Source organism: Sphingobium limneticum, from assembly GCF_008710165.1.
Taxonomy (GTDB): Bacteria; Pseudomonadota; Alphaproteobacteria; order Sphingomonadales; family Sphingomonadaceae; genus Sphingobium; species Sphingobium limneticum.
In genome coordinates this window covers 236,323-259,304 of record NZ_VYQA01000006.1, presented here as the reverse complement: position 1 = coordinate 259,304, position 22,982 = coordinate 236,323, and the positions used below count along the sequence as shown (strand labels likewise).

Genomic DNA, 22,982 nt, shown 5'->3' with positions numbered 1-22,982 from the left:
TGCCAGCGAAGGCTGGCATCTCTCTCTTCTTCTTCACTTCATCAATGCGCCGCGCCCCAGCTTGGGCCGGTGCCGATCTCCACGCCTAGCGGGACGCTCAGCTTTACGATCGGTTCGGCTGCGCTTTCCATCACCTGCCGAATGACCGCGCTCGCCGCTTCCACGTCACCTTCGGGCAGTTCGAACACCAGTTCGTCGTGCACCTGGAGCAGCATCTTCACGCTAGGCAGGCGCGCCGCCTCCAGCGCCGGTCCCATGCGGACCATAGCCCGTTTGATGATGTCGGCGCTGGTGCCCTGAATGGGCGCATTGATTGCCGCGCGTTCGGCACCCTGCCGTTCGTGCTGGACCGCTGCCTTGATGCGCGGAAACCAGGTCTTCCGGCCGAACAGCGTCTCGGTATAGCCGCGTTCCCGCGCCTTCTCGATCGTCTCGTTGATGTAGACGCTGATGCCGGGGAAGCGCTCATAATAGCGGCTGATCATGTCCTGCGCCTCGTCCGCGCTGATCTCCAGCCGCCCGGCCAGCCCCCAGCGCGAAATGCCGTAGAGGATGGCGAAGTTGATCGTCTTCGCCCGCCCGCGCGTGTCGCGATTGACCTCCCCGAACAATTCCTGCGCGGTGCGGTTGTGGATGTCCTCACCCGCCTCGAAAGCTTCCTTGAGCGCCGGCACATCGGCCATATGCGCCGCCAGCCGCAGTTCGATCTGGCTATAGTCCGCCGCCAGGATGACATTGCCCGGTTCCGCGACGAAGGCATGGCGGATCTGGCGACCGACTTCGGTGCGGATCGGGATATTCTGGAGGTTGGGATCGGTCGAGGACAGGCGGCCAGTCTGCGCGCCGGTCAGCGAGTAACTGGTATGAACGCGACCGGTATCCTTGTTGATCTGCGCCTGAAGCGCGTCGGTGTAGGTGGATTTGAGCTTCGAGAGTTGCCGCCATTCCAGCACCTTGCCGGCAATCGGCGCGCCTTGGGCGGCCAGCTGCTCCAGGATGGTGACGTCGGTGGAATAGGCGCCCGACTTGCCCTTCTTGCCGCCCTTATATCCCATCTTGTCGAACAGGATCGCGCCCAGCTGTTGGGTCGAACCGATCGCGAAAGGCTGGCCGGCAATCTCGTGGATTTCCGTTTCCAGCGCGGCGATGCCAGCGGTGAATTCGGCCGAAAGGCGCGACAGATGCTCGCGATCCACCTTGATCCCGCGATGCTCCATCTGCGCGATCACGCCGACCAGCGGGCGGTCGACCAGTTCATAGACGCGGTTCGCGCCTTCATTGGCGATCCGGCCTTTGAATCGCTTCCACAGGCGCAGAGTGACGTCCGCATCTTCGGCCGCATATTCGGTGGCGCGGGGCAGGGGCACTTCGGCGAATCCGATCTGGCTCTTGCCGGTGCCGACTACCTCCTTGAAGCTGATGCAGATATGATTGAGGTGCGTCTTCGCCGCTTCGTCCATGCCGTGGCCGGCGAGCGACTGGCCGGCGTCCAGGTCGAAGCTCATGACGATCGTGTCGTCATAAGGCGCGATCTCGATCCCGTGACGGCGCAGCACGGTCAGGTCATATTTCAGATTCTGGCCGATCTTGAGAACGGCGTCGTCCTCCAGCAACGGCTTCAGCTTCGCGATGACCAGCGCCTTGTCCAGCTGTTCGGGCCGTTCCGCGAACATGTCCGTGCCGCCATGGCCCACGGGAATGTAGCAGGCCTTGTTCGGCCCGGTGGCGAGGCTGATGCCGACCAGCTGGCAGGACACGCAATCGAGCATGTCGGTTTCCGTATCGACCGCAACCAGCCCTTCTGCATAGGCGGCGGCGATCCAGCGATCGAGCGCTTCCTGTGTCACCACCGTTTCGTAAAGGCTGCGGTCGATCGCCGGTTCTTCTACCGGCGCCGGGGCAGCGGGGGCGGCCTCTACGCCGACGGCGCTGGTCGCAGCCACCGCGACGGCAGCGGCCGGCGCGCCGAGGCGGTTGAGCAGCGTCTTGAAGCCATGGTGCGACAGAAATTCCTGCAAGGGTTCCTTGGGAATGCCCTTGAGCGTCAGGTCGTCCAGCGGCTCGGGCAGGTCCATGCTGTCATGCAATGCCACCAGCCTGCGGGACAGCCGAGCCATGTCGGCATGAGCGATCAGATTTTCCTGCATCTTCGACTTCTTCATCGAAGGCGCTGCGTCCAATGCGGCTTCCAGCGACCCATATTCGCTGATCAGCTTCGCCGCCGTCTTAGGGCCGATGCCGGGAATGCCGGGGACGTTATCGACGCTGTCGCCCATCAGCGCGAGGACGTCGCCCAGCTGTTCGGGCTGCACGCCAAACTTGCCGACGACATAGTCGGCGCCGCGCCGTTCATTCTTCATCGTGTCGTACATATCGACGCCGGGCTGGATCAACTGCATCAGATCCTTGTCGGAGCTGACGATGGTGACATGCCATCCGGCGCGCACAGCCGCCTGGGTGTAGCTCGCGATGATGTCGTCGGCCTCGAACCCGGCTTCTTCGATGCAGGGGAGGGAGAAGGCACGGGTCGCGTCGCGGATCATCGGAAATTGCGGGATCAGGTCTTCCGGCGCGGGCGGGCGGTTCGCCTTATACTGGTCGTACATATCGTTGCGGAAGGTGTGCGAGCCCTTGTCCAGCACCACGGCCAGATGGGTCGGGCCTTCCGCCTTGCCCAGTTCCTCGGCCAGTTTCCACAGCATCGTCGTATAGCCATAGACCGCGCCCACGGGCTGGCCATGTTGGTTGGTGAGCGGGGGAAGCTGATGATAGGCGCGGAAGATATAGCCGCTGCCATCGACGAGATAGAGGTGATTCTGGGTCATGGGGGGAGGGGATAGCGGGTAAAGAGCGCCCCCTCCAGCCTTCAGGACCAGTCGCGCGTCAATGCCTCCGCCGTGGCGTCCATCAGGCGCGGCTCCCCGCTGCCGGTCAGGGCATAGGACATGTCGCCGCGCCGCCAATAGGCGACCGATTCCGCGCCTTCCTGCACCGCGTCGGGGCGTTCGGGCGCGCGGCTGCGATCGCGCAGCGCAAAGAGCGAGAAATTCTGCCCCCCCTCCGTCTTGACTGCAATCACCAGCGCCGGGCCGCGCTCGGTGGGAAAAAGCTGAACGTCGGTCACGCGCCAGTCGTCGGGCAGATGCGGCATGGCGATGCGGGTGTTGGACGCGATTTCGCGGGCGTCATATTTGGGTGTTTCGACCTGCGACACCATGGCCGCACGCATCATGGCGATGCGGTGGGAGTTGACGGCATAGTCGACATAGTCGGGCGGGCCTGAGGGGCGCAGGAAAACCAGTGCCAGCCCGGCCGCTGCCGCCAGCGGGGCCACCAGAGGCAGGGTACGGCGCCAGCGTGGCTTGGCCGGGGCGGCCTGCAATTGGGCGGCAGCGTCACGCACGGCTTGCGGCGCGGTGCTGGGATGGGGCGCCATCAGCCGCAGCGCGCTGCGGGTCGAGAGGTCGGCCATGACCTGCGCGGCCTGATCGGGGTGGCGCGACAGGTGCGTTTCCACCACGAAACGGCGGGGCAGGTCCAACTGGTCGTCGACATAGGCGTCGATCTCCACCGCGTTCACGTTATTGGTCATCATGTCCTCCCACCAGCCGCAGATGCGGATGGACTTTCCCCATTTCCCCTTCGCGCAGTGCGGCGCGTGCGCGCGATAGCCGCGACATCACCGTGCCGATCGGCACGCCCAATATGTCTGCCGCCTGCTGATAGCTCATCCCCTCGATCGCGGTCAGATGCAGCACCGCGCGCTGGGCGTCGGGCAGGGCGGCGAAGCCCTGTGCGATTTCCGCTAGCCGCACATGCTCTTCCTGTTGAGGATCGACGCTGGACAAAAGAGTTTCTGCAAATCGGTCGTTGCGCCGCGTTTCGGCGGCCTGACGTCGCTTGTCCGACACGAAGACATTGTGGACGATCGCCAGCAGCCAGCGGGTGCGGCTGCGTTCCGGCTGATAGGTTGCCTTGCGCTCGATCGCGCGGAGCAGCGCGTCCTGCACGACATCGTCGGCATCCACATCGTCACGGGCGAGCGAACGGGCATAGCGGCGCATCGCCAGCAGATCGGCCTCCATGTCGTGCGCTTCGTCCATCGGCGGCTTATCCCGTGCCCGCGCGGGCGGAGCAAGCGGCGATCATGGGCGCCTGCCGATCGGCCGGAACGGGGATGCCGAGCAAGCCGGCATAAGCGCGCACGACCGATTGCAATACATCGTCCCAGCGGTGCCGGCTGGCGGTGTCCGCCGCCGCCTGGCGCATAGTCTCCAGCCGAGCCGGAGCGCCGATCAGCATCGCCGCAGCATCGGCATAGGCGTCCGCGTCGGTAGCCGGCAGCAACAGGCCTGTGCGGCCCGCTTCGATCAGGCTGGCGGCGCTGGGCACATCGGCGGACAGCACGGCGAGGCCAGACGCCATGGCTTCCAGATTGACGTTGCCAAACGCTTCGGTGACGCTGGGGTTGATGAGCAGGTCTGCGCTCGCCACCGCGCGGCCAAGGTCGGCGCCGCTCAGATGGCCCATGAAATTGGCGTTGGGCAGGCGCTGGGCCAACCAGGAGCGGGCCGGGCCTTCGCCGACGATGAGTGGGCGCACGTCATGCCCGCGTGCGCGGATCGCCGCGATGCTGTCGGCAAAAACGCCCAATCCCTTTTCCAGCACCAGCCGGCCGAAGAAAAGCGGCACCACATCCTGATCCGTATAGCCGAGCGCGGCGCGCAGGGCAGGGTCGCGCAGTGTCGGTGCGAACTGGGTCGGGTCTATGCCACGTCCCCAGACGGAAACCCGCGCGGTACCATGGCGTGCTGCCATCTCGTCCCGGATGGGTGGGGTGGGCGCCAAAATGCAGTCGGCGTCGCCATAGAAACGGTCGAGATAGTGTTCCATCGTGCCGCGAAGGAAGCCGAGGCGATAATAATCGAGATAGGTTTCGAAGCGCGTATGCAGGCTGGCGACGACCGGGATGCCGCACGCCCGTGCATGTTTCTGCGCCTGTCGGCCGAGCAGGTCGGGGGCGGAGAGATGGACGATGTCTGGCGCGAAAGCGTCGAGATCGCGACGTACCCCGCGCGTCAGGCCGATGGCCAGGCGATATTCGGGGCGGCCGGGCAGGCTGAGGGAGGGGACCGAACGGACCTCACCCACCGAGGCAAAGGCGGGTTGCGGGGCGGTGGGCGAGTAAATGCGGACCTGCGCGCCGATCCGATGCAACAGATGATCGACCAACCGATTGAGCGCGCGGTTCGCGCCATCGCGCACACAGTCATAATTGCCGGAAAAAAGCGCGATGCGGATGGGGCGGGTGCGGTGCGCATCCGGGCGGATGGGCACGACGGTGGAACGGGTCGGGGCAGGGAAGATGGCATTCATGTCCGGCATACGCCTGCCGGCCGGTGATTATTCCATCAGATATGGTTGTGACAGCCTCTTCACACGACTGCGCGCGGGAACGCGATTATGTCCGGTCGGTTTCCTGCTATGTCATCGGCAACAAGAGGGGGAATGGGATGAAGCGGATGTGGATGCTGCTGGTCGCGCTGATGCCGGTAGCGGCGCTGGCGCAGGCGGAAGAGCCGCGCGATCTGTGCACCGACCGGCCGGGGCTGGGCACGCCGGCCTGTACGGTCGACAAGGGGCGGGTCGTGGTCGAAGTGGGGCTGGGTGACTGGACGCGGGAGCAGGATGGGCAAAGTCGCACCGACACGCTCCAAGCCGGCGATATGCTGGTGCGGCTGGGTCTGGCCGATCATCTGGAGGCGCAGGTCGGATGGACCGCCTTTGGCCATGTGCGCACGCGCGACAGGATGAGTGGAGCGGTGGACAGCGATAGCGGTATCGGGGACGTGCGGGTGGCGCTGCGTCGGAACCTGAGCAACCCGGATGGGTCGGGCTTTTCGGTGGCGGTGATGCCCTATGCGTCCTTGCCGGCGGGGGGATCGGCCATCGGCGATGGCGATTGGGGGGCTGGGCTGTTGCTGCCGGTCAGTGTCGACATCGGACATGGCCTGTCGCTGGAACTGGTGCCGGAGATCGACGCGGCGGTCGATGAGGACCGGTCCGGGTGGCATGTCGCCTATGGCAGCGTCGCCGGGCTGGGCTTCGACCTGAGCGACAAGCTTTCCGGCACGATCGAAGCCTCGCTGATGCGGGACGACGATCCGACTGGCCATGCTACCGAGGCATTGGCCGGCCTGTCCTTCGGCTGGCAACCCAGCGACGACATGCAGTTCGACATCGGCGTCAATGCCGGGCTGAATGCGGACAGCCCGGACGGGGAAGTCTATTTCGGCGTCGTGCGCCGCTTCTAACTTAGCGCGGTTCGTGGTTGGCCACGACCGCCTTGGCCACGGCCTGCATCAGCGCCCAGCGTTCGGGGATGCCGACCGTGGTCGATCCGATCATGACCGCTACGGCATAGCTGGTGCCGTCCGGCGCGGTCATGATGCCGATATCGTTGAAGCCGGTGGAGCGGGGCGGCAGATCCTGACCGGTCCCGGTCTTGTGCAGATAGGACCAGCCCGGCGGGACGCCGCCCTTGATCCGCTGCGGCCCGGTCTTGGCCTCCGACATGATCGAGAGGAGAAGGCGCGAGGAGGCGGGCGACAGCATGTCATTCTGCTTCAGCTTCGCCAGCGCTTGCACGATCGAGGAAGGGGCCGCGCCGTCGGGCGGGCTGGCGAGATAATTGTCGAGCGCCTTTTGTCGCACCGCCATCGGCAGTTTCGCACGGGCGGCGTAGAAATTGCGGCCGATCGCATAATCCTGTCGCCAGTCCAGGCCTGCGGTGGCCGATTGCAGCAGCCGTTCGCCCGGACCGAAGCGGATATCCTTGATCATCCGTCGCGCCAGGAAGCTGCGGACCGCCTCCGGCCCGCCTACCGCACGTAGCAGCGTATCGTTGGCGGTATTGTCGCTCTGCGTCATCGCGCGGCGCATCAGGTCGGAATAGCTGGTCGTCCAGCCGCCATTTTGCGCCACCAGCGCAGCGGTCGGCTGGTGGAACAGGGTCAGGTCGTTGCGAGTGATGGTGGTCGTGTCGGTGATGCGCAGCTTGCCGCGATCCACCGCGTCGAGGAAGGTCATCGACACCCAGAGTTTCGACACGCTCTGCTGCGGAAAAAGCGAGGTGCCGTTCCATGCCACGGTCCAGTCCGCACCGATGCGGCGGACGGCGATGCCGACCTTGCCCCGGAAACTCTGACCAAGGTTGCGCACGACGCTGACCAGCGCGGGGGGCGGCGTCTCATTCTGGTCGATATCGCGATAGGGCAAAGGCGGATTGGCGACGGGGCGGATCGGCCATGTATTGGTGGTCGGTTGCGGCCGGCCGGGGATCGGCTTTTGCGGTATGGCGGCCGCCGCCTGCGCACGGGGCGGCTCGGGTGCGCTCACACAGGCGGACAATGCCGCAACCAACAGGACCAGACGCGCCGAAACCGCCCGGTTTTCATTCGATCTCATTAGCGTCCCCGCACTCTCTCAAGGCACAATAGGGGCGGTCCGCCGATCGTCCGGCAAGACCCATGCGACGAATGATTCCACAAATGCGATGTAAGGAGGATGAACGATGCAACCGTCTGATGTGGAGCAAGATCATTCCGTTGCGGCGTCATTCTGTTGCGGTTCAGGGGCGGGCGGGCAATAGCGGGCCTATGACGACGAACGGACTGGATAGGCGGGCGCTGCTGCTGGGCGCTATGGCGGCGGGCATGGTGGCGCAGGGCGGCACGGCATGGGCGGCGCCCTTCGCATCGCGCCGGATTGCCATGAATGTGCGGGGCACGGGGCGCGACGTGATCCTGATTCCCGGCCTCGCCAGTGGCCCCGGCATCTGGAACGGAGTGCTGGGCGGGGTGCCGGGCTACCGCTATCATCTGGTGCATGTGCGCGGCTTTGCCGGGCTGGCGCCGGAGGGCAATGCCAGCGGTGCGCTGCTTCAGCCGATCGCGGACGAGATCGCCCGTTATGTCTCCGCCGCCGGCCTCAAGCGTCCTGCGATCGTCGGGCACAGCATGGGCGGTACGCTGGCCATGTTGCTGGGCCTGAAAGGGTTGGCGAGCCGGGTGATGGTGGTGGACATGCTGCCGGCCGGCGCGGCGATGGTCGGCGGAACGGCCAGCGGCATGGGCTATCTGGCCGATCAGTTGAGCGGTTATTTTACGGGCACCCAGGCGGGGCGTCGCTATCTGGCGCAGATCGTCGCGCAGGCGCCGGGGGCCAAGGGCAGCGACCCCGACGTCATCGCCAACGCGCTGCGCGACCTGGCCAATACCGATCTTGGCCCGCAACTGTCGCGGCTGACCGTGCCGCTGGAGGTGGTCTATGCGGTGGGGAGCGATGCGCAGCAGGCGGCGTCGATCACACGCAGTTTCCAGAGCGCCTACGCGGGCAAGAAGAGCGCGGTGCTGAAACCGCTGGGGCCGAGCGGCCATATGGTGATGGCCGATCAGCCTGCCCGCTTCAACGCGGTGCTGAAGGATTTTCTGACCGTTTGACACGGATCAAACCATGGCGGCGAGAGGGCGAGTAGGAAAGCATTTCCGGAAGCGCTTCCAGCGCGTCCCTCCCCAACCTCATGGCGCGGCGTCCCCCCGGATGACCGCGCTATTTTTTATGGCGCCAACACCGTGTCGACCGCGTCCGGCAGCGTGTCGGGATAGTCTAGCGTGTAATGGAGGCCCCGGCTTTCCTTGCGGTGGAGGGCGGAGCGGACCACCAGACGCGCGACTTCCAGCAGGTTGCGCAGTTCGATGAGGTCGGGCGTGACGCGGAAATTGCCGTAATATTCATCGACTTCCTTAGAGAGCAGGTCGATGCGGTGCTGGGCGCGTTCCAGCCGCTTGGTGGTGCGGACGATGCCGACATAGTCCCACATGAAGCGACGGATTTCCTTCCAATTGTGCTGGACGATGACTTCTTCGTCGCCATTGGTGACGCGGCTTTCGTCCCATGGCCGGATCGGCGGCGGGGCGGGGAGGTCGTCCCAGTTGGCGCGGATATGCTTGGCCGCTGCCTCGCCGAAGACGAAACATTCCAGCAGGGAATTGGAAGCGAGCCGGTTGGCGCCGTGCAGGCCGCTTTCGCTGACTTCGCCGGCGGCATAGAGGCCGGGCAGGTCGGTGCGGCCGTCCAGGTCGATCACCACGCCGCCGCAGGTATAATGTTGCGCCGGGACGACCGGGATCGGCTCCTTGGTTATGTCGATGTCCAAGTCCAGCAGCCGGGCATAGATGGTCGGGAAATGATGCCGGACGAAGGCCGGGTCTTTGTGGCTGATGTCCAGATGGACATAGTCGAGGCCCAGCCGCTTGATTTCATGGTCGATGGCGCGGGCCACGATATCGCGCGGGGCGAGTTCCTCCCGCGGGTCGAAGCGGGGCATGAAGCGCTCGCCGCCGCCCGGCACGCCGGGGGGAAGCTTCAGATGGCCGCCTTCGCCGCGCACCGCTTCTGTAATCAGGAAATTTTTGATTTCCAGATTATAGAGGCAGGTCGGGTGGAACTGGTTCATTTCCATGTTCGACACGCGGCAGCCTGCGCGCCAGGCCATGGCGATGCCGTCGCCAGTCGCGCCGCGCGGGGCGGTCGAAAAGAGATAGGTGCGGCCCGCGCCGCCGGTGCAGAGGATCGTCGCGCGGCCCAGCAGCGCGTCGACATGGCCGGTGCGGCGGTTGAAGGCATAGACGCCCCAGACATGGCCGTCGCCCGAATAGCGTTCCCCATGGCGGGAGGTGATGAGGTCGATGGCGACCATATCCTCCATCAGGGTGATGTTGGGGTTGGCGCGGGCGGCCTTGAGCAGCGCGACCTGCACCGCATGGCCTGTGGCGTCGTCGACATGGACGATGCGACGGTGGCTGTGGCCGCCTTCGCGAGTCAGATCCCAACGCTTGCCGAAGGCTTCGCCGCCATTGAAGGGCACGCCGAGGTCGGCGAGCCGCTCGATCGCGGCGGGGGCTTCGGAGACGACGAACTGGACCGTTTCCCGATCGTTGAGGCCGGCGCCTGCGACCATCGTATCTTCGACATGTGCCTCGAAACTGTCACCCGCGTCGAGTACGGCGGCAATGCCGCCCTGCGCCCAGTTGGTGGAGCCACCGTCCAGCGCGCCCTTGGCCAGCACCAGCACCTTGCGATCCTGCGCCAGGTTGATGGCGGCCGTCAGCCCCGCCGCGCCGGAACCGATGATGATGACGTCATGGGTGATGGTGGGCATAGGCTTCTCGATTATCCGGGTTTTTACCGTATCCCGTTCGGTTCGAGCTTGTCGAGAACTCTGGCGCCAGGGTTCTCGACAAGCTCGAACCGAACGGAGGTGGTTAGGCCGCCGCCGTCAGGTTGAGGAAGACATCCTCCAGATCGGGGTCGCGGGTGACGACGTCCACGATGGCGAGGCCGCTGGCCTGTACCGCGCTCAGCACCTGGCCGGCATTGGCGCGGTCTTTCATATAAGTGATGGTCAGGGTGCGATCTCCGGACAGTTCGACCTTTTCAAAGCAAGGCGCGTCGGGAGCCACCGTCAGGTCGCGGTCCACCGTCACCTGCACGACCTTTTCCTGCGCCATGGCCAGCAGTTCGCGGGTCGGCTTGTCGGTGATGACCTTGCCATGGTTGATGATGCCGATGCGGTCGCACAATTCTTCGGCTTCCTCCAGATAATGGGTCGTCAGCACGATGGTGACGCCCAGCGCGTTCAACTCGCGGACATAGGCCCAGAGTTGCTGGCGCAGTTGCACGTCGACGCCGGCCGTGGGTTCGTCCAGCACCAGGATCGGCGGGCTGTGTACCATCGCCTTGGCCACCAGCAGGCGCCGCTTCATGCCGCCCGACAGCGTGCGGGCATAGGCATGGGCCTTGTCGTCCAGATGGACGGCGCGCAGCAATTCCATCGTGCGACGGCGGTCCTTGGGCACGCCGTAGAAGCCCGCCTGATTCTCCAGCGTTTCGAACGGCGTGAAGAAGGGGTCGAAGACGATTTCCTGCGGCACGATGCCGATCGAGTTCTTGGCGTTGCGGGGGTGCGCGTCGATGTCGAAGCCCCAGATGCTGACGTCGCCCTCGCTCTTGTTCACCATGCCGGCCAGGATGTTGATCGTGGTCGATTTGCCCGCGCCATTGGGGCCGAGCAGACCGTATATCTGGCCGCGCGGGATGGACAGGTTGATCCCGTCGAGCGCGCGCTTGCCGCCCTTATAGACTTTGGTGAGGTTGCGGATCTCGATCGCGGCGGGGGCGGGGCTGTCGGTCATGCTTGCTCTATGGGGATCGGCAGCGGGGAAGGGAAGGGGCGGATTGGCGCAGAGCGACGCGACAAGCGAAGTTCACACCGTTGCAGGGGGTGCAAGAAGGCGTTTTGGGGCAATTGCGACGGGTGGGCGACGGCAAGGTGACAGGCGCGCGACGGTGACGCGACATTCGCGCGCCAGCAACGCGCCATCGACGCGACAGGCAGGCGACCGGATCGCGGCCGGGGGGCGACAGGGTCAACGGCGGGGTGTCGGGCGGCGGGCCGGTTCCGGGGCGAAGGGGTCGGCCATGCGCGCGGCGTGCAGCGCCATGGCGTTGGCCCAGCTGCGGTCGAACGCACTGCCGGAGAGGCGCGCGCGTAGACGATGCGCACTGGAGCGGGACATGCCCGCCACCTGCGCGGCGCGGTGGACGCTGCCATATTCGAGCAGCGCGGCGAGGAAGAGCCGCTGTTTCGTGGGTGTCCAGCGCGCGCGCGGGGCGCGGCGGGCAGGGACGGGCGGATGGGGATGAAGGGGCTGGTCCATCCGACAGGATGGATCAGAAAAGCCGCGAGTAGGAAAGGGGATTGGAGGGCTGTTTTACAACCACTATTCGACGTTGCGGTCGCGAACAAAGGTTTGCCAAGCAGTGCTTTGGTCGATCCGCTTTTCAGCCTTTCGTTTGATCAATTCGCGACATGCCAGCCATATCACTGGCGCAGCGAAAATTCCGTAAATTGTCAAATCGAGCCATGCAGGAAGGGCAAGAAACCGAACGGCAAAGGCAGCACCGAATAATATGAAGGCAATCCCGTACACAAGCGACCGTTGATACAGCTTCATTTTCCGCACGGCATTTCCTTTCCAGTGCCGCTTTAGTGCTATCGGGTTAATAATCGCTGTCTGGCCAAATCACGCCATGGGTGGTTAAAATTCGTCCGCGATGTCCATCAGGCCGAGCAGTTTCTTGGGCGCGATCTGGCGCCAGCTGGCGTGCAGGCGGTCGGCGATATGGTCCCAGTCCGTGTCGCCCAGGTCCAGACGGATGCCGACCCAGTCGGGGCCGAAATAGGCCGGGCGATAATAGCGTTCCGGATCGGCCTCCATCAGGGTCGCCTGTTCTTCCGGGGCGGTGGTCTTGACGAGGATGGCGATGATGCCGTCGCCATGATGGTCGCGGGTGAAATAGGCGAACTTCTTGCCCTTCACGATGCCGAAGCAGGGCATGCCGTGCGAGACGATCTCGTCCGCTTGCGGCAAGGCGAGGGCGGCTTCGCGTACCTTGTTCAGCAGCCAGTCGGGTTGCCGCTCGCGGGTGACGAAATCGGCGAGCGTGCGCGAATAGAGCTGATGCTCGGCGATGAGGATGCGGGCGGCGAGGCTGTCGGGCGTGTCGCCCGGCTGGATCGCCACCGGGGTCTGGGCCAGGACCGGGCCGTCGTCCAGATCGGCGGTGACGATATGGACCGAGCAGCCGGCATGGCTGTCGCCCGCGTCGATCGCGCGCTGGTGGGTGTCGAGGCCCTTATATTTGGGCAGCAGGCTGGGGTGGATGTTGAGCATCCGATTGTCCCAGCCGGCAACGAATTCGGGCGAGAGCAGGCGCATATAGCCGGCGAGCGCGACATAATGGGCGCCGGCTTGCCGCAATTGTGCGTCGATGATGCGGTCGAATTCGGCGCGTTTGAGGCCCTTATGGCTCTGGCCGAAGGTCGCGATGCCCTCTGCGGCGGCGAGGGTGAGGCCGGGGGCTTCAGGATCGTTGGCGGCGACCAGCACGATCTCATAGGGGCAATCGGCAGCCTTCGCTGCGTAGAGCAAGGCCGCCATGTTGGAGCCGCGGCCGGAAATCAGGACGCCGACTTTTGCTTTGGCCATTTCAAAACTCCGTTCGGTTCGAGAATCCTGAGCTTGTCCAGGGGCGAGAGCCCTTGCGCGCCGTTCTCGACAAGCTCGAACCGAACGGAGGTTGTGTAATTGTCAGCCCAGATGCGTGGCGGACCAGTCGGCTTTGGCGCTCCAGGTTTCGGTGCTGCCCTTGACGGTGCAGCCCTTGTCGCCTTCGCCGATGGCGCCGATGCGGAAGACGGTTTCGCCCGCATCCTCCAGCGATTTCGTCACGGCGGCGACATGGGCTTCGTCCACGGCCAGCACCATGCCGATGCCGCAGTTGAAGGTGCGCGCCATTTCTTCCGGCTCGATATGCCCCTGCGCCTGGAGGAAGGCCATCAGGCGCGGCTGTTCCCAAGCGTCGGCGTCGACCGTGGCGTGGGCGCCGTCGGGCAGGACGCGGGGGATATTTTCCAGCAGGCCGCCGCCGGTGATGTGGGCCAGCGCATTGATCATGCCGGCGCGGACCAGCGGCAGCAGGCTCTTCACGTAAATCTTCGTGGGGGCCATCAGCGCGTCGATCAGCAGCACTTCATTGTCGAAGATGGCCGGGCGGTCGAGTTTCCAGCCCTTGTCGGCGGCTAGGCGGCGGACCAGCGAGAAGCCGTTCGAATGCACGCCCGAGGAGGCGAGGCCGATCAGCACGTCGCCGGTCTTCACCCGGTTGCCGGTCAGCGCCTTGGACCGTTCCACCGCGCCGACGCAGAAGCCGGCCAGATCATAGTCGCCCGGACCGTACATGCCCGGCATTTCGGCGGTTTCGCCACCGATCAGCGCGCAGCCGGCCATGCGGCAGCCCTCCGCAATGCCGGCGATGACGCGCTCGGCGACGCCGCTCTCCAGCTTGCCGGTGGCATAATAGTCGAGGAAGAAGAGCGGCTCGGCGCCCTGGACGATGAGGTCGTTGGCGCACATGGCGACCAGGTCGATGCCCACGCCGTCATGGCGATCATGATCGATCGCCAGCTTCAGCTTGGTGCCCACGCCGTCATTAGCGGCGACCAGCAGGGGATCGTCATAGCCGGCGGCCTTCAGGTCGAAAAAGCCGCCAAAGCCGCCTAGTTCGGCATCGGCGCCGGGACGGCGGGTGGCCTTGGCCAACGGGGCGATGGCACGGACGAGGGCGTTGCCCGCGGCGATATCGACGCCAGCCTTGGCGTAGCTGTAGGATTCGTTGTCGCTCATATTTCCGGCCCCTAGAGCAAAGGGGCGGAAAACGGAACCTTCGATGTTGCTGGCATCTGTCCTGACGCCTGCGATCCGAACGGGGAAGGGGCGGGGGGAGTAAAATTTTCTATAGCTGTGCTGCGGCGAAAGGTGGGGATAAGTCGCGCCTTCGCGCTTGGCAGGGCGGGCAATGTTCGCCAAAAGGGCGCCCGTGAGCCTGAGCCAGACCCTTTCCCGCCCGGCAGCCTATGTGCGGCTGCTTTCGCGGCCCGTCCAGATCATCATCGCGATTCTGATCGGCCTGGCCGCGGCCGCCCTGTTCGCACAGATGGAAGGCGAGCGCGGCGTGCCGCCGATCGCCAGCGGCGGCGATTTCGAAGTGCGCGGCGTCAAGGTCGACGTGCAGGCCAAGGATGCCGACACGGCGCGCTATGCCGGATGGCGCATGGCACAGCGGCAGGCATGGCGGATGTTGTGGAGCCGCACCCATGGCGGCGCCGGCGCGCCGGCCCTGTCCGATTCGCAGATCGAGGCGATGGTGTCGGGCGTCGAGGTCGAATATGAGCAGAACGGCCCCAACCGCTATGTCGCGACGTTGGGCATCCTGTTCGATCGGGCGCGGACCGGCGCGTTGCTGGGCGTATCCGGCAATGTGATGCGGTCGCCGCCCTTGCTGGTGATTCCGGTGCTGTGGGATGGTGGTTCCGCCGTATCCTATGAGCGGACCAATGAGTGGCAGAAGGCCTGGGCGCGCTATCGCACCGGGGACAGCGCGATCGATTATGTGCGCGTCGCCGGCTCCATCGCCGACCCGATCCTGCTGAACGCCGGGCAGACCGGGCGGCGCGGGCGCTTGTGGTGGCGCGTGCTGCTGGACCAATATGGCGCGGCCGACGTGGTCGTGCCGATCGCGCGGCTGGACCGGGCCTATCCCGGTGGCCCCGTCACCGGTACCTTCACCGCGCGCTATGGTCCTGACGACAGTCTGATCGGCAGCGTCACGCTGCGCGCGTCCAATGATAGTGGCATTCCGCAGATGATGGACGAGGGCGCGCGCCGGATCGACGAGCTATATATCCGTGCGCTCAATGACGGACGCCTGCGGCCCGACCCGTCGCTGGTGATCGAGGAGCCGGTCGATCCCGCTGCGCTGGAGATCGAGAATGCGATCGAGGCGCCGGTCGAGGCGCTCGACCTGCCCACCGTTTCGACCGCTGGCGCCAGTTTCATCATCCAGTTCGATACGCCCGATGTCGCGTCGGTCGGATCGGGCGAATCGACTGTACGGTCGATCCCCGGCGTAAGGCTGGCCAATACGAGCAGCCTGGCGCTGGGGGGCACGTCGGTGATGCAGGTCAGCTTCGACGGCACGGCCGACATGCTGCGGGCAGGGTTGCAGGCGCGCGGCTTCAGCGTCGCGGCGTCAGGCAACACGTTGCGGATCACGCGGCGCCAGGCATCCCCGCCGCCGCAATGACCCAGATCAGCCTGCCCTTCGAACGGCATGGGGGATCAAGCGAAAATGATTTCCTGGTCAGCGATGCCAATCGCATCGCCGTCGCCCATCTGGAACGGTGGCGCGAATGGCCGCTGTCGATCAGCGTGCTGACCGGGCCGTCGCAATCCGGCCGAACCATATTGGCCCGCCATTTCGCGCAGATGAGTGGCGGCGAGGTGATCGACGACGCGCAGACACGCGACGATCATTTTCTCTTTCACGCTTGGAACGAGGCGCAGACGGCGCACCGGCCGTTGCTGATGATCGGGGATGCGCCGCCGTCCAATTGGGATGTGATGTTGCCCGACCTGCGATCACGGCTGGTGGCCGCGCCGCATGTCGCGATCGAGGCGCCGGACGAGTTGCTGGCCCGCGCGCTCATTTGCCGCGCCTTCGATCTGGCGGGGGCGAGCTATGCGCCCGATGTGCCCGACTGGCTGCTGCGCCGGATCGAGCGCCGTTATGATGCGATCGCGCAGGTGACGGGGCTGCTCGATCGCGCCGCATTGTCATCTGGACGCAAGATTTCTGTCGCAATGGCGAAAGAGGCTCTGCAATCCGCAGGCTTTCTGCCTATAGTCCCGTCCGATCCTCCCCCTCCGCAACGCGAGTAATCCGTGGCCGAAGCCGATCCCTCCGCCAGCATGGCGCTGCCCAGCGACCGTTATTTCAACCGTGAGCTGTCCTGGCTGGCGTTCAACCAGCGGGTGCTGGAGGAGGCGATGAACCGCGCCCATCCGCTGCTGGAGCGGTTGCGCTTCCTGTCCATTTCCGGCGCCAATATGGACGAGTTCTTCTCCGTCCGGGTTGCGGGCCTGAAGGGGCAGCAGTTGCAGAATGTCGATCTGCGCTCCGCCGATGGCCTGACGCCGGCGCAGCAGCTGGCGGCGCTCACCGAGGAAAGCACGCGGTTGATGATCGCGCAGCAGAAGGTGTGGGGCGCGGTGCATGACGAGCTGGCGCAGGTGGGGATCGAGGTGATCGGCCCGTCGAGCGAGATGGACGTGGGTTGCGCCCAGTGGCTGCGCGAACATTTCCTGACGCAGATCTTCCCGATCCTGACGCCGCAGGCGCTGGACCCGGCCCATCCCTTCCCCTTCATCCCCAATCAGGGGCTGTCGATCATCTTCGACCTGGAACGACTGTCGGACAAGCAGCCGATTCGCGAGCTGGTGATGATCCCGCCGTCGCTGGCGCGGTTCGTGCGCATTCCAGGCGATCCCGCGCGCTACATGGCATTAGAAGCGGTGATCCGTCGCTTCTCGGCCGATCTGTTCCCCGGCTATCGCGTGCGCAACAGCGGCGTGTTCCGCATCATCCGCGACAGCGACATCGAGATCGAGGAAGAGGCCGAGGATCTGGTCCGCCATTTCCGCAGCGCGATCAAGCGGCGCCGGCGCGGCCGGGTGATCCGCATGGAGATAGAGGAGCGCATCCCCGAGCCGGTCGAGGAGATGTTGCAGGACATGCTCCAGGGCCATGAGGCCGTGGTGGTCGAGGTGGAAGGTTTCGTCGGCATCGGCGACCTCAACGGGATCGTCGACGCCGACCGGCCCGACCTGAAGTTCGAGCCCTATGTGCCGCGCTTTCCCGAGCGGATCGCCGAATATGGCAGCGACTGTTTCGCCGCGATCCGGGCGAAGGATATCGTGGTCCATCACCCCTATGAGGCGTTCGACGTCGTCGTATCCTTCCTGAAACAGGCGGCATCCGACCCCGATGTGGTGGCGATCAAGCAGACGTTGTATCGCGCGGGCAAGCAGTCGGCGATCATCCGCGCGCTGATCGACGCGGCGGAGGCGGGCAAGTCCGTGACCGCCGTGGTCGAACTGAAGGCGCGATTCGACGAAGAGCAGAATCTGATGTGGGCCGACGCGCTGGAGCGGGCGGGCGTGCAGGTGGTCTATGGCTTTATCGACTGGAAGACCCATGCGAAGATTTCGATGGTCATCCGGCGCGAGGGCGAGCAGTTTCGCAGCTACTGCCATTTCGGCACGGGCAATTATCACCCGATCACGGCGCGCATCTATACCGATCTGAGCTTCTTCACCGCCGATCCGGCCTATAGCCGCGATGCGGCCGCGCTGTTCAATTACATCACCGGCTATGTCGAGCCCAAGACGCTGGAAAAGCTGGTGATGAGCCCGCGCGACCTGCGCAATACGCTGAGCGGCCTGATCGATGCGGAAATCGAGCATGCGCGGGCCGGGCGACCGGGGACGATCTGGGCCAAGATGAATAGCCTGGTCGATCCGGCGATGATCGAGAAACTCTATGCGGCGAGCAATGCGGGGGTGCAGGTCGACCTCATCATCCGGGGCATATGCTGCCTGCGGCCGGGCGTGCCGGGCATGTCTGAGAATATCCGCGTGAAATCGATCGTCGGCCGTTTTCTGGAGCATAGCCGCATCGCGGTGTTCGGCAACGGCAAGACGCTGCCCAATAATGGCGCGAAGGTCTTCATCAGTTCGGCTGACTGGATGCAGCGCAATTTCGACCGGCGGGTCGAATTCATGGCGCCGATCGAAAACTCCACAGTGCATGACCAGATTTTGGACCAGGTGATGGTCGCCAATCTGATCGACACCGAACAAAGCTGGTCTCTGGACAGCGATGGCCATTACACGCGGCTGGAGCCGGGCGACAAGCCGTTCAACCTGCACCGTTATTTCATGACCAACCCATCCCTGTCGGGGCGCGGGGCGGCGTTCGATACGGAATCGGTGCCGACGCTGCGCCTGCGGGGCCTGACTGCATGAATTCGATGCTGAGCCGCGTGCGCGCCGTCGCCGAGAGCATGGCGACATCACCCGAGCCGGCCCATGCCCGCACCGCCATCATCGACATCGGGTCGAACAGCGTGCGTCTGGTGGTTTACGACGGGCCGCGCCGCATCCCCTTCATCCTGTTCAATGAAAAGGTGATGGCGGGGTTGGGCGCGTCACTGGCCAAGACCGGCGCGATCGAACCGGAAGCGATGGATCGCGGACTGCGCGCCGTGGGGCGCTTCGCCCATCTGTGCCGGGCGATGAAGGTCACGGAAATACGCTGCGTCGCCACGGCGGCGGTGCGGGACGCGACCAATGGCGGGGAGTTTATCGCCCGCGCCAAGGAGATGGGCCTGACCGTCGAATTGCTGACCGGCGCGCAGGAGGCGATCGGCGCGGCGATGGGCGTATTGTCCGGCATTCCCGGCGCGGACGGCATCGTCGGGGATCTGGGTGGCGGCAGTCTGGAGCTGGCGCGGGTACGAAATGGCGCGGTCGAGCAGACCATATCGCTGCCGCTGGGCGTGCTGCGCCTGCCACAGATTCGCGCCAAGGGGCCACGCGCGCTGGAACGGACGGTCGCCAAGATGCTGGAGAAGGCAGGCTGGGCCGTGGAGCCGGACCTGCCTTTCTATCTGGTCGGAGGGTCGTGGCGCGCGCTGGCGCGGTTCGACATGCAGCTGACCAGCTTTCCCCTGCCGGTCGTCCATCAATATGAAATGAGCGCGGCGCGGGCCGAGCAGTTGACCCGGATCGTCAGCCATGTCGATCGCACCCGGTTGAAACAGATACCGGCAATGACCGGATCGCGCGTGCCGACATTGCCGGATGCGACGGCGCTGCTGTCCATCGTGGTGCGGCAGTTGAAGTCGAGCCGGATGATCGTGTCGGCCTATGGCCTGCGCGAAGGGCTGCTGTACGAGGCGTTGCCACAGGATATCCGCGCGCATGATCCGCTGCTGGTCGCGGCCGAGGCGGAAGGGGAGGCGCAGGCGCGCTTTCGCGGCCATGGCGACCGGATCGACCGCTGGATCGCGCCGCTATTTCCCGACGACGATGCCGCCGCCCGGCGTATCCGCCGCGCCGCCTGCCTGCTGGCCGACGTCAGCTGGCGCGCCAACCCGGATTTTCGGGCGGAGCGGGGCGTGGAGATTGCGCTGCACAGCAATTGGGTGGGCATCACCGCGACCGAGCGGGTGATGCTGGGGCAGGCATTGCACAGCCATTTCGGCGGCGGGGTGACTCCGCCGGCAGGGCTGGACCATGTCGCCACGCCCGATATCCTGCGGCGCGGGGCGCTGTGGGGGCTGGCGATCCGACTGGCGCAGCGATTGTCGGGTGGAGTCGAAGGGCCGCTCGCCGTGTCGCATCTGGAACTGAAGGGTGAACGGATCGACCTGCATCTGCGCGATGGCGACGCCGATCTCTATGGTGAGGCGGTCGAGCGGCGGCTGAAGAATCTGGCGCAGGCCATGGGGCTGAAATATCAGCTGTCGAGCGCGCAGGCGTAAAAGGCCGGGGCGACCCGCAGGCCGCCCCGTTTCCGGTCACTTCTTCTTTGCGTCCACCAGTTCCTTCGTCAGGAAGGCGTGGAGCAGGGCGGCGCGCACGGCGTCTTCGGCATGGTCGGCGCCGACCGAATGGCCGCCTTCCCGATATTCATGATAATAGACGGTGCTGCCGGTGCCCATCAGCTTTGCCGCCATCTTGCGGGCGTGGCCGGGATGGACCCGGTCGTCCTTGGTCGACAGGTAGAAGAAGGCGGGCGGATAATGCACGCCGGTCTTCACATTCTGATAGGGCGACCATTTGGAGAGAAAGGCCCAGTCGGAAGGTTTGTCCGGATCACCGAACTCCGCGACCCAGGAGGCGCCGGCCGAGAGGTGCGAATAGCGTTTCATATCCTCCAGCGGCGATCCGGCGATGACGGCGCCATAAAGGTCCGGCCGCTGCGTCATCGCCGCGCCGACCAGCACCCCGCCATTGGACCGGCCGGAAATGCCGATACGCCCCTTCATCGACACGCCGGTCTTCACCAGATCCTCCGCCACGGCGGCAAGATCGTCGAAGGCGTTCTGGCGCTTTTCGCGCAGCGCGGCCTGATGCCAGGTCGGGCCATATTCGCCGCCGCCCCGGATGTTGGCGAGGACATAGGCATTGCCATCCTCCACCCAGAATAGGCCGAGCGGCCCGGCGCGATAGGGTTCGGTGGTGAGATAGGCGGGCGTCTGCGCCGCGCGGAAGCCGCCATAGGCATGGATGAAGGCAGGGGCCGGGCCCTTCACGCCCTTCTTGCGGGCGAGGAAATAGGGGATGCGGGTGCCGTCTTTCGACGTGGCGAAACGCTGTTCGACCGTGAACTGGCTGGCGTCGAAGCGGGCAGGCAATTGCTGCACGGTGCGGGCCGGGCCGGATGCGCCGGCCGCCATCAGGCTGGGCGGGGTCAGCATCCCTTCGACCGAGGCGAACACCATGTCCTGACTGTCGGCCGTGCCGACCAGATGGACCGTCGCCTTGTCGGCCAGCGGGACCGGGCGGCTGGTCCAGCGGCCGGTCGCAGCGTCGCGGGTCATGGCGAGCAGCGCGCCCGATACATTGTCCAACTGCTTGACCCAGAGGATATGGTCGGTGGCGCGCACTTCCTCCACCACGGTCGTCGCGGTGGGTTTGAGCACGAGTTGCGGGGCGCCGACCTTGCCCGCCGCGACGTCCGCGATGGGCCAGGAGACGAGCGATCCGGCGGGGATGTTGCCCAGCGGATCGTTCAGCAGCACGATCATCTGGCCGTCGAACAGGCCGCGGAAATCGGCAGTTTCGGGAAGGGGCGTGCGGACCAGCTTGCCACCTGTGCCCTCTACATAAAGCTCGCTGGCATAGAAGCTGAGGCCCCGGTCGATGAAGGTCCAGCGGCGCTCGCCATCCTGCTCCGCGCGGGGACGGACGGAAATGTCGGCGGCGACGCCTTCCTTGACCAGCGTGGCGGCCGATAGCGGCGTGCCGCGCTTCCAGCGCTTGACCTGACGGGGATAGCCCGAATCGGTGAGCGTGCCGGCGCCATAATCGGTCGCGACCAGCAGCGTGTCCCGATCCGCCCAGGCGGCATTGCTCTTGGCTTCGGGCAGGGCGAAGCCATCCTTCACGAACTGACCGGTGGTCAGGTCGAATTCGCGCACAACATCGGCGTCGGTGCCGCCGGGGCTGAGCGAGACGAGGCAGCGGCTATAATCGGGGGCAAGGCAGTCGGCATTGTGCCAGACCCAGCTTTTGCCCTCCGCCTTGCCCAGTGCATCGACGTCGATGATCGTCTTCCAGTTCGGCTTGCCCGCAAGATAGGAGGCCAGGTCGCTGGAGCGCCAGAGGCCGCGCGGATTTTTGGCGTCGCGCCACAGGTTGGTGACGCGGTCGCCCATCACCCGGTCGGGCAGGGCGATCTGGCTTTCATCGTCCAGGATGGCGCGGGCGCGGGCGCGATCCTGTTCGAAGGTCGGCGCGGCGCGCAGCAGCCGGTCGGTCTGCCCATTCCACTGTTCGACCTGGGCGATCGCCTTGGCCCCTTCGATATCCTCCAGCCAGAGGAAGGGGTCGTCGGTCGTGGCCGGCGCGGCAGCGATGAGGGCGGGGGTGGAAGCAATGGCGATGGCCATGAGGGCGGAGCGAAGCGTCAGCGATTTTTTCATGGGGTGGAGGGATAGGCCAAGCGTCAAGCGGCCGCCAAGGGCAAATCGGACCAGCCGCGTTATCGTGCCGTCCGCCATCTTCCCCCGCCGCATAAATGTCGGTAAGGGCAGCCGATGACTGCTTCGCCCGCGCCCATCAGCCGTTCGCTCTTCGTCTTCTCCATCCTCTATGGCGGCATGGTCTGCATGGCCGGTGTGTTGGGGGTGAAGCAGGTGGCGCTCGGGCCGCTGGCGGTGGAGGCGGGGATCTTCGCCTTCCTGTTGCTGGTGATCCTGTCGAGCGCGGTGTCGGAGCTTCACGGGCAAAAGACGGCGACGGCGCTGGTGCGGTTGGGTTTCGTGCCGCTGCTGGTATCGGCGGCGCTGATCCATATCGTCATCGCGCTGCCCCATGATCCGGGCATGTATCCGCCGGCGGTCGACGCCTTTCCGATCGTGGTGGGGCAAGGATCGCGGATGATGCTGGCGGGCCTCATTTCCTATGGCACGTCCCAGACGCTGAACGTCTTCATCTTCTCCAAGCTGGCGCGGGGCGAGGGCAAGCTGGTGTGGCTGCGCGGCATGATCGCCAGCGTCGTATCGCAGATCGTCGACACGCTGCTGTTCATCACCATTTCTTTCCTGGGCGAACGGCCGATCATGGACCTGATGGTCGGGCAGATGATTGCCAAGGTGATCCTGTCGATCATTTTGGTGCCGCCGCTCATCGCGCTGGCGGTATCGTTGGGGCGCAAGCTCGACCGTTAAC

The 22,982-nt window shown here is 65.3% G+C and carries 19 protein-coding genes; 7 read left to right on the top strand and 12 right to left on the bottom strand.

Features of this window, described 5'->3' with window-relative positions; translation table 11 throughout:
* Positions 1-41: 41 nt before the first annotated feature.
* The 4 genes from polA to F4U95_RS10545 are packed head-to-tail and all read right to left on the bottom strand — an operon-like array spanning position 42 to position 5,376.
* On the bottom strand, positions 42-2,825 hold the full coding sequence (polA, locus tag F4U95_RS10560) for a DNA polymerase I (RefSeq protein ID WP_150425636.1): 2,784 nt from the start codon (positions 2,823-2,825) through the stop codon (positions 42-44).
* 41 nt (positions 2,826-2,866) lie between these two features.
* A complete protein-coding gene (locus F4U95_RS10555; RefSeq protein WP_246171557.1) occupies positions 2,867-3,595 on the bottom strand; it encodes an anti-sigma factor family protein in 729 nt (242 codons plus the stop codon).
* Complete coding sequence (locus F4U95_RS10550) at positions 3,582-4,103, bottom strand: sigma-70 family RNA polymerase sigma factor (protein WP_150425635.1); 522 nt, start codon at positions 4,101-4,103, stop codon at positions 3,582-3,584. The genes F4U95_RS10555 and F4U95_RS10550 overlap by 14 nt, the downstream gene beginning before the upstream one ends.
* Before the next feature lie 7 nt (positions 4,104-4,110).
* On the bottom strand, positions 4,111-5,376 hold the full coding sequence (locus F4U95_RS10545; RefSeq protein ID WP_246171556.1) for a glycosyltransferase family 4 protein: 1,266 nt from the start codon (positions 5,374-5,376) through the stop codon (positions 4,111-4,113).
* A 137-nt stretch (positions 5,377-5,513) separates the two neighbouring features.
* Here F4U95_RS10545 and F4U95_RS10540 point away from each other — a divergent pair, with 137 nt between their 5' ends.
* Positions 5,514-6,314, top strand: a complete 801-nt coding sequence (locus F4U95_RS10540) for a transporter (protein ID WP_150425633.1) — start codon at positions 5,514-5,516, stop codon at positions 6,312-6,314.
* 1 nt (position 6,315) lies between these two features.
* Here F4U95_RS10540 and F4U95_RS10535 read toward each other — a convergent pair whose 3' ends face one another.
* Positions 6,316-7,467 (bottom strand): serine hydrolase, encoded by a 1,152-nt coding sequence (locus tag F4U95_RS10535; RefSeq protein ID WP_150425632.1) that lies wholly within the window; start codon positions 7,465-7,467, stop codon positions 6,316-6,318.
* Positions 7,468-7,658: 191 nt separating this feature from the next.
* On the opposite strand from F4U95_RS10535, the gene F4U95_RS10530 reads away from it, so the two are divergent.
* Positions 7,659-8,501: an alpha/beta fold hydrolase gene (locus tag F4U95_RS10530; protein ID WP_150425631.1), complete on the top strand. Its 843-nt coding sequence runs from the start codon at positions 7,659-7,661 to the stop codon at positions 8,499-8,501.
* Between the two features lie 116 nt (positions 8,502-8,617).
* Here F4U95_RS10530 and nadB read toward each other — a convergent pair whose 3' ends face one another.
* The 6 genes from nadB to purM all read right to left on the bottom strand — a co-directional run bounded on the left by nadB (position 8,618) and on the right by purM (position 14,309).
* Entirely contained in the window at positions 8,618-10,222 is a 1,605-nt protein-coding gene (gene nadB / locus F4U95_RS10525; RefSeq protein WP_120250881.1) for an L-aspartate oxidase, read from the bottom strand.
* A 103-nt stretch (positions 10,223-10,325) separates the two neighbouring features.
* Positions 10,326-11,255: an ABC transporter ATP-binding protein gene (locus tag F4U95_RS10520; RefSeq protein WP_150425630.1), complete on the bottom strand. Its 930-nt coding sequence runs from the start codon at positions 11,253-11,255 to the stop codon at positions 10,326-10,328.
* Positions 11,256-11,489: 234 nt separating this feature from the next.
* Positions 11,490-11,780: a terminase small subunit gene (locus F4U95_RS10515; RefSeq protein ID WP_150425629.1), complete on the bottom strand. Its 291-nt coding sequence runs from the start codon at positions 11,778-11,780 to the stop codon at positions 11,490-11,492.
* Positions 11,781-11,843: 63 nt separating this feature from the next.
* Positions 11,844-12,077 carry a hypothetical protein gene (locus F4U95_RS10510; protein ID WP_150425628.1) on the bottom strand — a complete coding sequence of 78 codons (234 nt, stop codon included), beginning with the start codon at positions 12,075-12,077 and terminating at the stop codon, positions 11,844-11,846.
* An 84-nt stretch (positions 12,078-12,161) separates the two neighbouring features.
* Positions 12,162-13,112: a phosphoribosylglycinamide formyltransferase gene (purN, locus tag F4U95_RS10505; RefSeq protein ID WP_150425627.1), complete on the bottom strand. Its 951-nt coding sequence runs from the start codon at positions 13,110-13,112 to the stop codon at positions 12,162-12,164.
* A gap of 102 nt (positions 13,113-13,214) precedes the next feature.
* Complete coding sequence (gene purM / locus F4U95_RS10500) at positions 13,215-14,309, bottom strand: phosphoribosylformylglycinamidine cyclo-ligase (RefSeq protein ID WP_150425626.1); 1,095 nt, start codon at positions 14,307-14,309, stop codon at positions 13,215-13,217.
* 193 nt (positions 14,310-14,502) lie between these two features.
* On the opposite strand from purM, the gene F4U95_RS10495 reads away from it, so the two are divergent.
* Genes F4U95_RS10495 through F4U95_RS10480 form a run of 4 tightly spaced genes read left to right on the top strand, consistent with a single transcriptional unit; the run spans position 14,503 to position 20,068 of the window.
* The gene (locus F4U95_RS10495; RefSeq protein ID WP_150425625.1) at positions 14,503-15,768 is read left to right on the top strand and encodes a heavy-metal-associated domain-containing protein; all 1,266 of its coding nucleotides are present in this window, start codon (positions 14,503-14,505) and stop codon (positions 15,766-15,768) included.
* The gene (locus tag F4U95_RS10490) at positions 15,765-16,403 is read left to right on the top strand and encodes a P-loop NTPase family protein (RefSeq protein ID WP_150425624.1); all 639 of its coding nucleotides are present in this window, start codon (positions 15,765-15,767) and stop codon (positions 16,401-16,403) included. Before F4U95_RS10495 ends, F4U95_RS10490 begins: the two co-directional genes overlap by 4 nt.
* A gap of 3 nt (positions 16,404-16,406) precedes the next feature.
* On the top strand, positions 16,407-18,548 hold the full coding sequence (locus tag F4U95_RS10485; RefSeq protein ID WP_120250875.1) for an RNA degradosome polyphosphate kinase: 2,142 nt from the start codon (positions 16,407-16,409) through the stop codon (positions 18,546-18,548).
* Entirely contained in the window at positions 18,545-20,068 is a 1,524-nt protein-coding gene (locus tag F4U95_RS10480; RefSeq protein WP_150425623.1) for a Ppx/GppA family phosphatase, read from the top strand. Before F4U95_RS10485 ends, F4U95_RS10480 begins: the two co-directional genes overlap by 4 nt.
* 36 nt (positions 20,069-20,104) lie before the next feature.
* Here F4U95_RS10480 and F4U95_RS10475 read toward each other — a convergent pair whose 3' ends face one another.
* Entirely contained in the window at positions 20,105-22,234 is a 2,130-nt protein-coding gene (locus F4U95_RS10475; RefSeq protein WP_150425654.1) for a prolyl oligopeptidase family serine peptidase, read from the bottom strand.
* Positions 22,235-22,348: 114 nt separating this feature from the next.
* On the opposite strand from F4U95_RS10475, the gene F4U95_RS10470 reads away from it, so the two are divergent.
* On the top strand, positions 22,349-22,981 hold the full coding sequence (locus F4U95_RS10470; RefSeq protein ID WP_120250873.1) for a queuosine precursor transporter: 633 nt from the start codon (positions 22,349-22,351) through the stop codon (positions 22,979-22,981).
* The last annotated feature ends 1 nt before the right edge of the window (position 22,982 follow it).